The organism is Pseudomonas sp. B329, assembly GCF_023127835.1.
GTDB lineage: Bacteria > Pseudomonadota > Gammaproteobacteria > Pseudomonadales > Pseudomonadaceae > Aquipseudomonas > Aquipseudomonas synxantha_A.
Genome location: NZ_SPKP01000007.1, coordinates 1 through 15,521, shown reverse-complemented (window position 1 = coordinate 15,521; position 15,521 = coordinate 1). Strand labels below are relative to the sequence as shown.

The following is a 15,521-nucleotide window of genomic DNA, read 5'->3' as shown; positions in this document are numbered from 1 at the left end:
CTGATTCACTACCTATCGCAGGATCAGGCAAGGATCCTGCAGAATCGACGTAACACTTTTTGAAAAGCTGCCGCTAAGCTGAGCCCATCAAAGCAGCGTGTAGAGGACGCCCCATGTCGTCGCCCGAACCAAAGCCCATCCCCGTCGATGCCGAGATGGAGAAACAACGCGCCGAGCTGGCCAGTATCGTGCACCGCCACACCTGGGAAGATGGCTCCTACGGCACGGCGATCACCTCGCTGTATCTGAACCGCCACAACACGCCACGCGATTTCATGCCGGTGCTGGTGGAACCTGCGCTGTGCATCCTCGCCAGCGGCAGCAAGGAAGTGCGCCTGGCCGACGAAATCTTTGCCTACGACCCGCTCAATTATCTGGTGTTCTCGGTCGCCATGCCGGTAGCCGGTAGAATCATCGATGCCACCCCGCAAGACCCCAACCTGTCGGTGCGCATCAATATCGATCCGGCCCAGCTCACCGCGCTGATTGCCGAAGCCGGGCCTATGGGGGTGCCGTCGCGTCCCACCTCTCGCGGCATGTATGTGGACCGCATCGACACCCCGTTGCTCGACGCCGTGCTGCGCCTGGCCCGCCTGCTGGACACGCCCAAAGACATCGCCATGCTCGCGCCGTTGATCAACCGTGAAATTCTCTATCGCTTGCTGCGGGGCCCACAGGGTTATCGCCTGTATGAAATTGCCGTAGCCAACAGCCAGAGCCATCGCGTCAGCCAGGCGATCAAGTGGTTGAACGGCAACTACGAACAACCGCTGCGCATCGACGACCTGGCCAAGGAAGTGAACCTGAGCGTCTCGACCTTGCACCATCGCTTCAAGGCGATTACGGCCATGAGCCCGCTGCAGTACCAGAAACAGCTGCGCTTGCAGGAAGCCAGGCGTTTGATGATTGCCGAAGGACTGGAAGCCTCGGCCGCGGGGTATCGGGTGGGGTATGAAAGCCCGTCGCAATTCAGCCGGGAATACAGTCGGTTGTTTGGAGCGCCACCGCTGCGCGACCTGGCCCGGTTGCGCCAAAGCATCTGATGTACGCAGCTCAGGTGTTTGTTAGTCCAAGGTTCTTGGTAGTTGCAGGGTGACGCGCAGGCCGCCTTCGCGCAGGTTCTGCAAACTCACTTCACCCCCATGGCTATGGGCAATGTTGCGCGCGATCCCCAGCCCCAGGCCATACCCCTGCTGCTGGCCGGCCAGGCGAAAGTGCGGTTCGAACACCTGCTCCAGACGCTGCTCCGGCACACCGGGGCCTTCGTCATCCACATGCAGGACGAACTGCACACCATCGTCCTCGATATGCAGATGCGCGTTCTGCCCGTACTTCAAGGCGTTGTCGATCAGGTTACCGATGCAACGCTTGAGCGCCAGCGGCTTGCCCGGGTAGGCCGCCAGGGCCGCGCCTTCAAGGGTTACCCGCCCGTTGCCGTTGGGCGCCAGGTACGGTTCCACCAGGCATTCGAGTACATGATTGAGGTCAACCGGCTGGATGTTTTCGTGGATGTCGGTGTCTTTCACGCATTGCAGCGCGCCTTTGACCAGCAGTTCCAGCTCATCCAGATCGCGGCCGAATTTGGTTTGCAGGTTCTCGTCTTCGAGCAATTCCACACGCAACCGCAGGCGGGTAATCGGGGTGCGCAAGTCGTGGGAAATTGCGCTGAACAACTGGCTGCGTTCGGTCAGGTAACGGCTGATGCGTTCGCGCATTGCGTTGAATGCGCGGCCCACCTCCACTACTTCACTGCCGCCGCCTTCGGCCACCGGTTCTACATCGGCGCCCAGGGACATATCCCGCGCTGCCCGCGCCAGGCGCTTGAGCGGCCGGCTTTGCCAATGCACCAGCAAACCGATAAACAGCAGCAAAAAACCACTGGTCAGCACGATAAACCACACCTGCTGGGACGGCAGGCCCTGTTCTTCAAGGCTGGTGTACGGCTCTGGCAACAGCGAGGCGATGTACAGCCATTCGCCGGGAGCCAGTTGAATTTGGGTGACCAATACCGGTGGGTTAACCGGCTCCAGGGTTAACGCGTAATGAGCCCAGGAGCGTGGCAGTTCGTCGAGCTTGAGGCCGGCATTGAAGATGCGCAGGTCTTCGGCGCTGACGAACTCCACCGAGATATGCACATCGGCGCCCAGGGTTTGGCGTAGCACCTCGTCGACCGCCTCCAGCACCGCTTGCTTGCGTGGCGTCTGCGGCAGGATCGCCATATCCAGCGGGCGATCATTGAGGGTCACTACAAAGCGGGTACCGCCCATGCTGCGCAACTGATCAAGAACCAAAGGCCGATAGGCCACCGGCAGCGAACGGAAATAACTCACGCTGGCGGTCATCGAGTGCGCCAGGCTACGGGCGCTGGTCACCAGGCCCTCAAGCTGGGTGGCGCGCAATTGCGACACCCAGATCACGCTGGACAGCGCCTGGGCGAACAGCACGGCGAGCAAGGTCAGCAGCAACATGCGCCCCAGCAGCGAGCGTGGCACCGGAAAGCGGCGGCGGCGCTCGATCAAAGGTTCAGTGGGCATTGCCGGCAACCACGCTGGCTGCCAGTTGATAACCGCTGCCGCGCACGGTGCGGATCAGCCTCGGGGGTTTTTCGGTATCGCGCAGGCGTTGGCGCAGACGGCTGACGGCCATGTCGACGATACGGTCAAGCGGCATCAGGTCACGGCCGCGGGTAGCGTTGCCGATAGTGTCGCGGTCGAGGATCTGTTGCGGGTGATCAAGAAACAACTTGAGCAAGGCAAAGTCAGCGCCGGAAAGGATGACCTCTTCGCCATCAACGTGAAACAAGCGGTGGCTGATCATGTCCAGGCGCCATTCATCGAAGACCAGCACATCACCGCCAGTGCTGCGCTCCTGGCCGAATTGGCAACGGCGCAGCAGCGCCTTGATCCGCGCCTGCAACTCGCGAGGGCTGAACGGCTTGCCGATATAGTCGTCAGCGCCCAGTTCCAGGCCGATCACGCGGTCGGCTTCGTCGGAACTGGCGGTGAGCATGATGATCGGTACCTGCGCCTGGCGCGGGTGCTGGCGGATCCAGCGGCACAGACTGAACCCGTCTTCATCCGGCAACATCACATCGAGGATGACCAGGTCGCACGGCGCCTCGTTCATCGCCTGGCGGAACCCCGCACCATCGGCCACGCCACGGACCTGGAAGCCGGCGCGACTGAGGTAGGTTTGCAGCAATTCGCGGATCTCCTGATCGTCGTCGACGAGGAGAATGGATTTACTGATTACGCTCACGGGGGCCTCCTTGTTGTTATGGGGTGTTCTGTAGGGCCTCATCAGGGGCAAGCCCCCTCCCACATTTGCCTGCATTCCAGAGTTGGAACGCGGCCAAATGTGGAAGCGGGCTTGCTCGCTAAGAGGCCATCACAGCCTATGCAAAAGCCTGCTCAAGCGCCACGCCAGCCCCGGTCAGCCCCGAATACGGCGCTGTCACCAACCACACCGGAATACCTTTGAAGTAGTCGCTCATGCAGCCTTTATCCGCAAAACTTTTGGCGAAACCGCTGGCGATAAAGAAGTCGGCAAACCTGGGTATCACCCCACCCACGATGTACACGCCACCGCGCCCACCGGTGGTCAAGACGTTATTGCCCGCGACCCGCCCCAGCCAGATGCTGAACTGGTCCAGCACTTCCATGGCGACCGCGTCACCGGCCAGGCCCGCTGCGGTGATGGCTTCGGGCGTATCCAGCACCGGCTCGTGCCCGTCCACCGCACAAATAGCGCGATACAGACGCGGCAACCCGCCGCCGCTCAATACGGTCTCGGCGCTGACATGGCCGATCTCCGTGTAAATATGCTGCCACAGCTGGGTTTCCCGCGGGCTGCTCAGGGGCAGGTCGACGTGCCCGCCCTCCCCCGGCAATGCCGCGAAACGCCCGGCGCCAAGGTCCAGCAAGGTGCCAACGCCCAGGCCAGTGCCCGGGCCGATCACCACCGCTGGGCGCAAAGGCTCCGGCGTGCCTTCGCAGACCACGCGGAACTCGTCGGGCTTAAGACGCGTCATGCCCAGGGCCATGGCCGAGAAATCATTGACCAGCAGCAGTTCATCCACTTGCAGGGCTTGGCAAAACGCCGTCTTGCTCAGGCGCCAGTGATTGTTGGTGAACTTGAACTCCTCGCCACTCACCGGCCCGGCCACCGACAGGCACACCGCACCGATGTCCCCGATTTCCAGGCCTTCCTCTGCGAGATAGACCTTGATCGCTTCTTCAGGGCTTTGGTGATCCGCTGTGGCATGCACGCGGATCGAATGCAGCTCCTGATCTCGCCATAACGCAAAACGGGCGTTGGTACCCCCGATATCACCGACCAGCGCAAGCTTCACTTAAGCGTCTCCAAGGCAGAGGTAAAGGCGCTGGCGCCCTGCTCTGCGGAGCTTGCGGCCAAGCGCATGAATGCAAACAGCTCGCGACCTGCTCCCACGTTATTGCCCAACAGGCCCGTGGCAGGCGTGCGCGCTGCAAATACTTCGGCGTCCACTTTAAGCTCCAGGGTGCCGGTGACGCCATCGACGCGGATGATATCGCCATCCTGGACCCGCGCCAGCGGCCCGCCGCTCTGGGCTTCGGGGTTGACGTGGATCGCGGCAGGGATCTTACCCGAGGCGCCGGACATTCGCCCATCTGTTACCAACGCCACTTTGAAACCACGGTCCTGCAACACGCCGAGAAACGGGGTCATCTTGTGCAATTCCGGCATACCGTTGGAACGTGGCCCCTGAAAGCGCATCACCGCAACGAAGTCTTTTTCCAGCTGGCCCGCCTTGAAGGCGTCGGCCAGGTCTTGCTGGTCCTGGAACACCACCGCCGGCGCTTCAACCACCTGATGCTCGGGCGCGACAGCCGAAACTTTCATCACGCCACGGCCAAGGTTGCCTTCCATCACGCGCAAGCCGCCTTCCGGCGAAAACGCACGGGCCACGGGGCGCAGGATGGTTTCGTCGAGGCTCTCGATCGGGCCATCGCGCCAGACCAGTTCGCCGTCCACCAGGAACGGCTCCTGGATATAGCGGCTCAAGCCCTTGCCGGCCACGGTGTTGACGTCTTCGTGAAGCAGGCCGGCTTCGAGCAGTTCGCGGATCAGGAACGACATACCACCCGCCGCCTGGAAGTGATTGATGTCGGCCTTGCCGTTTGGGTACACGTGGGACAGGGTCGGCACCACCTCGGAGAGGTCGGCCATGTCTTGCCAGGTCAGGATGATGCCCGCCGACATGGCAATGGCCGGCATGTGCAGCGTATGGTTGGTGGAACCGCCGGTAGCGTTTAGCGCAACGATGGAGTTGACGATGGATTTCTCGTCGACGATCTCGCCGATCGGCGTGAAGTTGCCATTGGCCTTGGTCAAGCGCGTGACCTGGTGCGCCGCTTCGCGGGTCAACGCGTCACGCAGCGGCGTGTACGGATTGACGAATGACGCGCCCGGCAAATGCAGGCCCATCACTTCCATCAACAACTGGTTGGTGTTGGCGGTGCCGTAGAAGGTACAGGTACCGGGGCTGTGGTAGGACTTCATCTCCGATTCCAGCAGCTCTTCGCGGCTGGCCTTGCCTTCGGCGTAGCGCTGGCGCACATCGGCTTTCTGCTTGTTGGAGATACCCGACGGCATCGGGCCGCCCGGCACAAAGATCATCGGCAGATGGCCGTAGCGCAGCGCGCCCATCATCAGGCCGGGGACGATCTTGTCGCAGATCCCCAGCATCAGCGCGGCGTCGAACATGTTGTGGGACAGCGCTACCGCCGTGGACATGGCGATGACTTCACGGCTGAGCAGGCTCAGTTCCATGCCCGGCTCGCCCTGGGTCACACCGTCGCACATGGCGGGGGTGCCGCCGGCGAACTGGCCGACCGAGCCCACTTCACGCAGGGCTTTCTTTATTTGTTCAGGGAAATGTTCGTAGGGCTGATGCGCCGAGAGCATGTCGTTATAAGAAGAAACAATTGCCACGTTGGCGGCATTCATCATGCGCAGGCTGTTTTTGTCTTCGGTGCCGCAACCGGCCACGCCGTGGGCGAAGTTGGCGCATTGCAGCTTGCCGCGCATCGGACCGTCGCTGGCTGCGCCGCGGATGAGCGCAAGGTAAGCCTCGCGGGTGGCGCGGCTGCGGGCGATAAGCCGTTCGGTGACCTCAAGAACGCGGGGATGCATGTATAGAACTCCAGGCTAACGGATGTGGCGACCTGAGTGTCTATGCTGATCAAACGCCCACAGCTCATGGGATGGCAGGGGGTCGTTTGGATCATCGGACCAGTTGATTCAGGTCACTCGTTGTAGATTGAACAAAATATTGCCACTAAAAAGGCTTGTTTTCTATTTTTATGCGAATAATCTTGTAATTCTTACAACAAATCGACGACAGGCACTTTTCCAATGACTCTACGTATCGCAATCAATGGTTTTGGCCGTATCGGCCGTAATGTCCTGCGCGCACTGTATACCCAAGGCTATCGCCAGGATTTGCAGATCGTCGCCATCAATGATTTGGGCGACAGTTCGATCAACGCCCACCTGCTCAAGTACGACACCGTACACGGCACTTTCGATGCAGAGGTCGCCCACGATCAGGAAAGCCTGACCGTCAATGGTGACCGGATTGCCGTCAGTGCCATTCGCAACCCCGCCGACCTGCCGTGGGCTGCGCACAAGATCGACGTGGTGTTCGAATGCACCGGCCTGTTCACCGACCGTGACAAGGCTGCCGCCCATATTACCGCCGGCGCGCGCAAGGTGATCATCTCGGCTCCGGCCAAGGGCGCGGATGCCACTGTGGTTTATGGCGTAAACCATGACATTTTGCGTCAATCCCACCAGATCATCTCCAACGCGTCGTGCACCACCAACTGCCTGGCGCCGGTCGCGCAGGTGCTGCACCGTGAGCTGGGTATCGAAAGCGGCCTGATGACCACCATTCACGCCTACACCAACGACCAGAACCTGACCGACGTCTACCACACCGACCCGTACCGCGCGCGCTCGGCCACCCAGAACATGATCCCGAGCAAAACCGGCGCGGCTGAAGCCGTTGGCCTGGTGCTGCCGGAACTGGCGGGCAAGCTGACCGGCATGGCGGTGCGGGTACCGGTGATCAACGTGTCTCTGGTGGACCTGACTGTGCAGTTGAAGAAAGAAGCCACGGCCGATGAAGTCAACGCCCTGCTGAAACAGGCCAGCCAGCACTCGAAGATCCTCGGTTACAACACCCTGCCGCTGGTTTCCAGTGACTTCAACCATAACCCGCTGTCGTCGATCTTCGATGCCAATCACACCAAGGTCAGCGGCAAGCTGCTCAAGGTGCTGGCCTGGTACGACAACGAGTGGGGCTTCTCCAACCGTATGCTGGATAACTGCCTGGCGCTGTGCAACGCCGAGTAATCCCACCTGTGGGAGGGAGCAAGCCCCCTCCCACAGTTACATTTTGTCCAGAGTAGGTTCAGGGAAATAGCCACTTGCCATTTCAGTTGATGATAAGCATTATCATTCGCTGCAAATCGGTCTGGTATCACTGTGAGCCAATCTCGCTTCAACCAAGTCTTTCTCACCCAACGGGTGATTCTGTTACGCACCTTGCAGCGGATGGTGAATAACCACAGCACTGCCGAGGACCTGTTGCAGGAAACCTACCTGCGCGTCACTCGGGCCCTGAGCGAGCGGCCGATCGACCACCTTGAACCCTTTGTGTACCAGACCGCGCGCAACCTGGCGCTGGATCACCTGCGCTCGCGCCGGATCCAGGCCCGCACGTTGCAGGAAGACGTCCCGCTGGACGTGCTGCAAAGCGTCGCCGCCCCTGCCAGCACGCCTGAAGAAGCCATTCAGGCCGAGCAACTGCTGGAGCATCTGAGCGTCAGCCTCGGCCAGTTGAGCGCTCGTCAGCAGCGGATTTTCATCCTCAGCCGCCTGCACGGTTGCAGCTACCAGGAGATTGCCGATCAGTTGAACGTGTCCTTGAGCACCGTACAAAAGGAACTGAAATTGATCATGGCCATCTGTGTAGGTGTGGCCGAACGGCTGGATCAGCCTTAAGCTCCATCCGACAGAGCTATCGATCCACGCTGTACGAAAAAATGAATAGAACGTGGCGAAGACCCGAGGAACACCGTGACGGACCCGAATAAACTGCGCCCCCATGAGTTGGCTCATGAGGTGCTGCAAGACACGGCCATGGACCAAGCCCTCGATTGGCTGATCGCCTTGCAGTGCCCGCAACCCGGGCAGCAGGCCGAGTTCGACGCCTGGCTGGCCGCGGACCCGGCGCATGTCCACGCGTTCAGCAAGGCCCAGGCGGCCTGGGCAGGTGCACCGGTACACAGCGCCGCCGTGGCCCTGGCGGTGCCACGCAAGCCAAGCGGCTGGCGCCGGATCAAACCGCACTGGAAGCCCTTGGCCACCGCGGCCGTGCTGTTGATCGGTCTGTTCAGCTTCAGCAACTTGCCGATGCGCTTGCAGGCCGATCACCTCACCGTGGTCGGCGAGCGCCAGCGCCTGCAACTGGACGATGGGTCCAAGGTGCTGCTCAACACCAACTCGGCATTTTCCAGCCGCATCACCGACCACCAGCGCATTGCGCGCCTGTACCAGGGCGAAGCGTTCTTCGACATAGCCCCCAGCCGTGGCCTGGCCCTGGAAATCGACGCCGGCCCCGTGCGCGCCAGCGTGCGCGACACCGCCTTCGCCGTGCGCTACCTCGATGGCGAGGCCCAGGTACAGGTGCAGCGTGGCGATGTCGACCTGAGCAACAGCTTCGACGATGCCCGCGTACGCCTGAGTGCCGGGCAAAGCATCCGCATCGGCCCCAAGGGTTTCGGCCAACCGGCCAAGCTCGATGTCGGCAAGGATCTGGCCTGGGTGCAGGGTCGGCTGGTGTTCGAAAATTGCCCGCTGAGCGAAGTCCTGGCTGAACTGCGCCGCTATTACCCTGGCTGGATCGTCAACAACAATGAGCAACTGGCCAGCGTCGCCGTCACCGGCAACTATCGTCTCGACCAGCCCCTGGACGTGGTGCGCTCCCTGGCCCACATCACCTCGGCCAAGCTGTCGGAATACCCAGCGCTGGTGATTCTGAACTAAATGAGAATTATTTTTACTCGATGTTAACCGGCGATACGTCTCGTTATAGCCAATGCAACTGATTCCTATTTGGTTCAGTTCGCAACTATAAGATTCGTATCCCGGAGCGCTCTCGATGTCCTCTCGTTTCAACCGCCGGTGTTCTTCGCCCGTTTTGTCTTTGCTGACCGCTGCGATCCTGCTGGCTGGCGCGCCCGTCATGAGCGCCACCGCCGCCGAACCCGCCCCTCGCAGCCACGGTAATTACAACTTCAGCATCGAGCAGCAACCGCTGGTGTCGGCGCTCAACGCCTTTACCGCGGTGACCGGCTGGCAAGTCGGCCTGCCGGCAGAGCTGGGCCAGGGAGTGTCGTCCCCTGGTGTGCGCGGCCCGCTGTCGCCGGAAAAAGCCCTGGAGCGGTTGTTGGTGGGGACCAACCTGAGCTACCGCAAACTGGGTAATAACAACATCGTGCTGGAGAAACGCGCCGCGGGCGGCGCCCTCGCCCTGCAACAGGTGACCATCAGCGCCACCCGTAACGAACAGGATGTGAACAGCGTACCCAGCACCGTCAGCGTGCACGACCGCGAGGAACTGGACCGCCAGAACACCAACAACATCCGCGAACTGGTGCGCTACGAGCCCGGTGTCTCCGTCGGCGGCGCCGGCACCCGCTCAGGCAACGCGGGCTATAACATCCGTGGTATCGACGGCGACCGCATCCTCACCCAGGTGGACGGCGTCGAAGTGCCCAACAACTTCTTCAACGGCCCCTACGCCAAGACCCGTCGCAACTACGTAGACCCGGAAATCGTCAAGCGCGTGGAGATCCTGCGCGGCCCGGCCTCGGCCCTGTACGGCAGCAACGCCATCGGCGGCGCGGTGAGCTATTTCACCCTCGACCCGGACGACATCATCAAGCCCGGCAAGGACGTCGGCGCCCGCCTGAAAACCGGCTACAGCTCCGCCGACGAGAGCTGGCTGACCTCCGGCACCTTCGCAGGGCGGGTACAGGACTTCGATGGCTTGCTGCACCTGAGCCAGCGCAATGGTCATGAAACCGAATCCTACGACGGCAACAACGCCACCGGCCTGGCCCGCACCGGCGCCAACCCGGAAGATGCGCGCACCACCAACGTACTGGCCAAGCTGGGCTGGAACTATGGTGATGAAAACCGCCTGGGCCTGACCTACGAGAAGTTCAAGGATGACCGCGACGTCAACCTGAAGAATGCCGTAGGCGGCCCGTTCATCGGCGGTCGAGGCATGAACCTCTACCGTGCCCGCTCGGGCAACGACACCATCACCCGCGAGCGCTTCGGCCTGGAAAACACCTTTGCCCTGGAGTCGCCGATCGCTGATCGCATCAAGACCAGCCTCAACTACCAGATCGCCAAGACCGACCAGACCACCGCCGAGATCTACCAGGCTGGTCGCCGCGTACTGCGTACCCGCGACACCCTTTACGAAGAAAAACAGTGGGTCTTCGACGCTCAACTGGACAAGGCGTTCAGCGTCGGCGAAACCGACCACCAGGTGACCTACGGCACCACCCTCAAGCAGCAGAAAGTCACCGGCTCGCGCGAAGGCTCCGCCTCGTGCCTGGCCATTGGTGGCGGCTGCACCGCCATCGGCGCGCCCAGCCCGCAAGCAAGCGACAGCGTGAAGAAGGCCAGCGACTTCCCCGACCCGACCATCAACACTTACTCGTTGTTTGCCCAGGACCAGATCAGCTGGGATAAATGGACCTTCCTGCCCGCCGTGCGGTATGACTACACCCGGCTCAAGCCCAAGCTGACCCAGGAGTTCCTCAACACCGTCAACCCGACCGGCGAATATGCCGTCGATGGCAAGGACAAAACCTGGCACCGCGTCACGCCAAAGTTCGGCCTGACCTACGCCCTGACCGATAACTACACCTGGTTCGGCCAATACGCCGAAGGCTTCCGCACTCCCTCGGCGAAGGCCCTGTATGGCCGCTTCGAAAACCTCAACATTGGCTACACCGTCGAACCCAACCCCGACCTCAAGCCGGAAACCAGCAAAGGCATCGAGACCGGGATACGCGGCAAGTTTGACGAAGGCTCCTTCGACATCGCGGTGTACTACAACAAGTACCGCGACTTTATCGACGAAGACAACGCCGTGGTCGGCGGCACCGTGGAGCAGTTCCAGGCCGTCAATATCAAGCGCGCCACCATCAAGGGCGTGGAAGCCAAGGGCCGCCTGAACCTGGATGCGTTCGGCGCGCCGAAGGGTCTGTACACCCAGGGTTCGATTGCCTACGCCCACGGTCGCAACGACGACAATGGCGAACCATTGAACAGCGTCAACCCGCTCAAGGGCGTGTTTGGCCTGGGCTACGACCAGGACAATTACGGCGGCCTGCTGAGCTGGACCCTGGTGAAAAAACAGAACCGCGTCGACAGCACCACCTTCCACGCTCCCGACGGCAGCACCGACGGCCCGTTCAAGACCCCGGGCTTCGGCATCCTCGACCTGACCGCCTACTACAAGGTCACCAACGACGTGACCATCAACGGTGGCCTCTACAACCTCACCGACAAGAAGTACTGGAACTGGGATGACGTGCGCAGTTACGACAGCGTCGGCGAAGCTGGCGTAACCGGCCCGGCCAACCTCGACCGCCTGACCCAGCCCGGACGCAACTTTGCGATCAACCTGATCTGGGACATCTGATCCACCCACCTCACCTCGCCGGAATCCATCAGCGGCGGGGGGAGGATTTTTTACTGTGCCACGTCTTCTTGTTCGTCTAGTTGATAACAGCTCTCTTTAAGGGCACCCAGGCGCTCCCTCTTTCAAGGACTTTTTACATGACCGCTTCTCCTACCGCAGAACGCCCAAGCCTGCGCTCCCAGCGCCTGAACCAGATCACCAATGAACCGCACACCAAGCTGGATGCGTTGGTGAAGGCTCATGCGCCGTTCGAAACCCAAGCCAACTTCGCCCGCTTCGTGGTGGCCCAGTACCTGTTCCAGTCGGAACTGGTGGCGCTGTACAACGATGCCGCGCTGAACACGATCATTCCCGACCTGGCCGCCCGCTGCCGCGCCGAAGCCGCCAAGCTCGACCTGGCTGACCTGGACACCGACGTTCCGGCTCCGGTCGCCGGCGCGGTGAAAAACCCAAGCCAGGCCGAAGCCCTGGGTTGGCTGTTCGTGTCCGAAGGCTCCAAGCTGGGCGCCGCGTTTCTGATCAAGCGCGCCGTCGGCCTGGGCCTGAGCGAAACCTTCGGGGCCCGCCACCTGGGCGAACCGGCCGGTGGCCGCGCCGAAGGCTGGAAAAGCTTCACCCGCACCCTCGACAGCCTGGAGTTCAGCGCCGAAGAAGAAGCTGCGGTAGAAAAAGGCGCGATCGATGCGTTTGTGCGCTTCACCGTGTTGCTGGAACAGGCGTACGCTAGCGCCCCAGAAATGGCGTAAATGTTCCGGTAGACATCGGTTCAATGTGGGAGCAGGCAAGCCAGCTCCCACATTTGAGTGCATTTCATGGCAGATAATGTGTAAACCCTCCCACCAGAAAACTGCAGCATGACCGGCAAAACCCAATCCTCCTCAAAGATCGCCCAACTTCTCTATGGCCTGCTGGCCTACGTCAGCCTGGGGATCGGTTTGGTCGCGATTGTCATACCGGGTTTGCCGACCACCGAATTCATCCTGCTGGCCGCCTGGGCCGCCACCAAAAGCTCACCGCGCTTAAGCGCCTGGCTGGAAAACCACCGCCTGTTCGGGCCGATCCTGTTCAACTGGCGCAACGGCAAGATCATTGCGCGCCGGGCCAAGGTCAGCGCCACCGTAAGCATGTTGCTGTGTGCCGTGTTGATGCTGGTGATGCTTGATCATGGCTGGCCCGTGTACCTGGCAATCGCCGGGATGAGCCTGGGCAATCTGTGGATCTGGTCCCGCCCCGAGCAGCTCGCACGGCCCGTATAACGCCCGGCGTAGGCATTTTCCTACCGCTCATCGCCTATTACTCATGAATTGATTTGTGACGCCGATGTTTCAGGAACGGCGCCGAATGGACTTGGCTCTGCTGCGTGCATACCCACAAGTCCATTCGTGAGTGAACCTATGTTCGACACCCTTTCTATCCGCTTGAAAATCGTGCTGCTGTCCGGCCTCTGCCTGCTGGGAGTGATCGCACTGGTGGTCGGCATCAATATCTACAACACCAACCAGAACGATCGGTTGGTCAGTGATTCAAGCTCACGAATGCTCACCGCCAGCGTGGAACAGCTGCTGCAAGCCAAGGCCGCCGAACAGGCCGGGCACTTGCAAAAGACCTTCGGTGAAAACCTGCTGGCGGTTACCGCCCTCGCCGACCAGATCAAGGACCTGCGTCAGTTGGGGACCAAGCGCTCCATTGAAGCCGGCGCCCTGCGCGAAGAAATCAACCAGAGCGTGAAAACCGCGTTCGAGCGCAACACCAAGGTACTGGGCATCTGGCTGTCGTTCGAGCCCAACGGCCTGGATGGCAAGGACAGTGAATTCGTTGACGACAAGGCACGCGTCTCCAACGAAAAAGGTCGCTTTTCCAGCTACTGGAGCCGTGCCGGCGGCGAAAGCCTGAACACCATCATGGTCGAGGATGACCTGACCAAGACCACCCTCAACCTCAGCGGCACGCCTTACAACATTTGGTATACCTGCCCACGCGACACCCGCAGCACCTGCCTGCTGGACCCGTATGAAGACACGGTGGCCGGCAAACCTGTGCTGATGACCACCATTTCCCTGCCTCTGATCGTCGACGGCAAAGTCATCGGCGTCGTGGGTGTCGATATCGCCCTCACTGCCCTGCAAGCCACCACCGATGCGGCACAAAAGGACGTGTTCAACGGGGCTGCTCACCTGGAAATCCTGTCCAGCACCGGCCTGATTGCAGCCTACAGCGGCGAACCGGCCAGGGTCGGCAAGAACCTGGTCGACACCCTCGGCGCCGAAGGCAAGGAGATCGTGCAACTGCTGGGCAATGATCGGCCCATGATCCGCGAACAGAACGACACGATTCGCGCCGTGTACCCGGTCAAGCCGATTGCCGATGCCAAATCCTGGGGTGTGGTGATCAAACTGCCTAAAAGTGTGATGCTGGCTGATAACGAAAAGCTGCAAGCCGTGCTCGACGAAGCCCAGGCTACCGGCACCCTCAAAGCCTTGCTGGTGGCAGCCGCCGCCGGCTTGCTGGGCTTGTTGCTGATCTGGCTGACCGCCACCGGCGTGACCCGTCCGATCAACAGCGTGGCGGCCATGCTCAAGGACATTGCCAGCGGCGACGGCGACCTCACCCAACGCCTGGCCTACACCAAGAAAGACGAACTGGGCGAGCTGGTGAATTGGTTCAACCGCTTCCTCGACAAGCTGCAACCGACCATCGCCCAGATCAAACAAAGCATCACCGAAGCCCGAGGTACGGCGGATCAATCCTCGGCCATTGCACGCCAGACCAGCGAAGGTATGCAGGTGCAGTTCCGTGAAATCGACCAGGTCGCCACCGCGTCGAATGAAATGAGCGCCACCGCCCACGACGTCGCCAACAGCGCCTCCAATGCCGCCAGCGCGGCACGCGGCGCCGATCAGTCGGCCCGCGAAGGCATGTCGATCATCGAGCAGAGCACCCGCGACATCACCACCCTTGCCGAGGAAGTCAGCAAGGCCGTGACCGAAGTTGAAGCCCTGGCAGTCAACAGCGAGCAAATCGGTTCAGTCCTGGAAGTGATCCGCAGCATTGCCGAACAGACCAACCTGCTGGCATTGAACGCCGCGATCGAAGCGGCACGCGCCGGCGAAAGCGGGCGCGGGTTTGCGGTAGTGGCCGACGAAGTACGCAACCTGGCCAAACGCACCCAGGATTCGGTCGAGGAAATCCGCGTGGTGATCGAGCGCATCCAAAGCGGTACCCGTGGGGTAGTGGCGACCATGCACTCCAGTCAGCACCAGGCCCAGAGCAATGCCGGGCAGATCCATCAGGCGGTGCAGGCGCTGGGCAAGATCAGTGACGCGGTCACGGTGATCAGCGACATGAACCTGCAAATCGCCAGCGCTGCCGAAGAGCAGAGCGCGGTGGCCGAAGAGGTCAACCGCAACGTCTCGGCGATTCGCACCGTGACCGAAACCCTCACCGGCCAGGCTACCGAGTCGGCGGCGATCAGCAGCCAGCTCAACGCGCTGGCCAGCCAGCAGATGAAGTTGATGGATCAGTTCAGGGTGTAATTCACACCACAGGTCCAATGTGGGAGGGGGCTGCGCGACAGCCCCACGTTGACGATGTGACCGGGTGGTTGGGTGGTTGGGTGGTTGGGTGGTTGGGCCGAGTACATATCCGTTATTTAGGTAACGGCCACTATAGGTTCCGCTCTTACAGCGGGTCACTTTCGAAAAGCGTGTACGGACCGGACACATGGTTGACGGGTGTGCGGGGACATGGT

At 61.2% G+C, this 15,521-nt stretch carries 12 protein-coding genes; 8 read left to right on the top strand and 4 right to left on the bottom strand.

The features are described from left to right. Positions 1–113: 113 nt before the first annotated feature. Positions 114–1,043, top strand: coding sequence for an AraC family transcriptional regulator (locus tag E4P00_RS04420; RefSeq protein WP_032879669.1), 930 nt, complete (start codon positions 114–116; stop codon positions 1,041–1,043). A gap of 21 nt (positions 1,044–1,064) precedes the next feature. Here E4P00_RS04420 and E4P00_RS04415 read toward each other — a convergent pair whose 3' ends face one another. The 4 genes from E4P00_RS04415 to edd all read right to left on the bottom strand — a co-directional run bounded on the left by E4P00_RS04415 (position 1,065) and on the right by edd (position 6,174). After that, a complete protein-coding gene (locus tag E4P00_RS04415) occupies positions 1,065–2,534 on the bottom strand; it encodes an ATP-binding protein (RefSeq protein ID WP_282443036.1) in 1,470 nt (489 codons plus the stop codon). Further along, positions 2,524–3,258: a response regulator transcription factor gene (locus E4P00_RS04410; RefSeq protein WP_005790997.1), complete on the bottom strand. Its 735-nt coding sequence runs from the start codon at positions 3,256–3,258 to the stop codon at positions 2,524–2,526. Before E4P00_RS04410 ends, E4P00_RS04415 begins: the two co-directional genes overlap by 11 nt. A 136-nt stretch (positions 3,259–3,394) precedes the next feature. After that, complete coding sequence (locus E4P00_RS04405; protein WP_078822212.1) at positions 3,395–4,351, bottom strand: glucokinase; 957 nt, start codon at positions 4,349–4,351, stop codon at positions 3,395–3,397. Beyond that, on the bottom strand, positions 4,348–6,174 hold the full coding sequence (gene edd, locus E4P00_RS04400) for a phosphogluconate dehydratase (protein WP_005791001.1): 1,827 nt from the start codon (positions 6,172–6,174) through the stop codon (positions 4,348–4,350). Before edd ends, E4P00_RS04405 begins: the two co-directional genes overlap by 4 nt. A gap of 222 nt (positions 6,175–6,396) precedes the next feature. Here edd and gap point away from each other — a divergent pair, with 222 nt between their 5' ends. The 7 genes from gap (at position 6,397) to E4P00_RS04365 (ending at position 15,306) form a co-directional block, all read left to right on the top strand. Next, complete coding sequence (gene gap, locus E4P00_RS04395) at positions 6,397–7,398, top strand: type I glyceraldehyde-3-phosphate dehydrogenase (RefSeq protein ID WP_005791003.1); 1,002 nt, start codon at positions 6,397–6,399, stop codon at positions 7,396–7,398. 132 nt (positions 7,399–7,530) lie between these two features. Beyond that, the gene (locus E4P00_RS04390) at positions 7,531–8,049 is read left to right on the top strand and encodes a sigma-70 family RNA polymerase sigma factor (protein WP_005791005.1); all 519 of its coding nucleotides are present in this window, start codon (positions 7,531–7,533) and stop codon (positions 8,047–8,049) included. Between the two features lie 75 nt (positions 8,050–8,124). Then, positions 8,125–9,093: a FecR domain-containing protein gene (locus E4P00_RS04385; RefSeq protein ID WP_248130766.1), complete on the top strand. Its 969-nt coding sequence runs from the start codon at positions 8,125–8,127 to the stop codon at positions 9,091–9,093. Between the two features lie 115 nt (positions 9,094–9,208). Next, positions 9,209–11,773, top strand: coding sequence for a TonB-dependent receptor (locus E4P00_RS04380; protein WP_078822214.1), 2,565 nt, complete (start codon positions 9,209–9,211; stop codon positions 11,771–11,773). Positions 11,774–11,910: 137 nt separating this feature from the next. After that, positions 11,911–12,519: a biliverdin-producing heme oxygenase gene (locus E4P00_RS04375; RefSeq protein WP_078822215.1), complete on the top strand. Its 609-nt coding sequence runs from the start codon at positions 11,911–11,913 to the stop codon at positions 12,517–12,519. Positions 12,520–12,627: 108 nt separating this feature from the next. Beyond that, complete coding sequence (locus E4P00_RS04370) at positions 12,628–13,029, top strand: YbaN family protein (protein WP_078822216.1); 402 nt, start codon at positions 12,628–12,630, stop codon at positions 13,027–13,029. Positions 13,030–13,167: 138 nt separating this feature from the next. Next, positions 13,168–15,306, top strand: a complete 2,139-nt coding sequence (locus E4P00_RS04365; RefSeq protein WP_078822217.1) for a methyl-accepting chemotaxis protein — start codon at positions 13,168–13,170, stop codon at positions 15,304–15,306. Positions 15,307–15,521 lie beyond the last annotated feature (215 nt).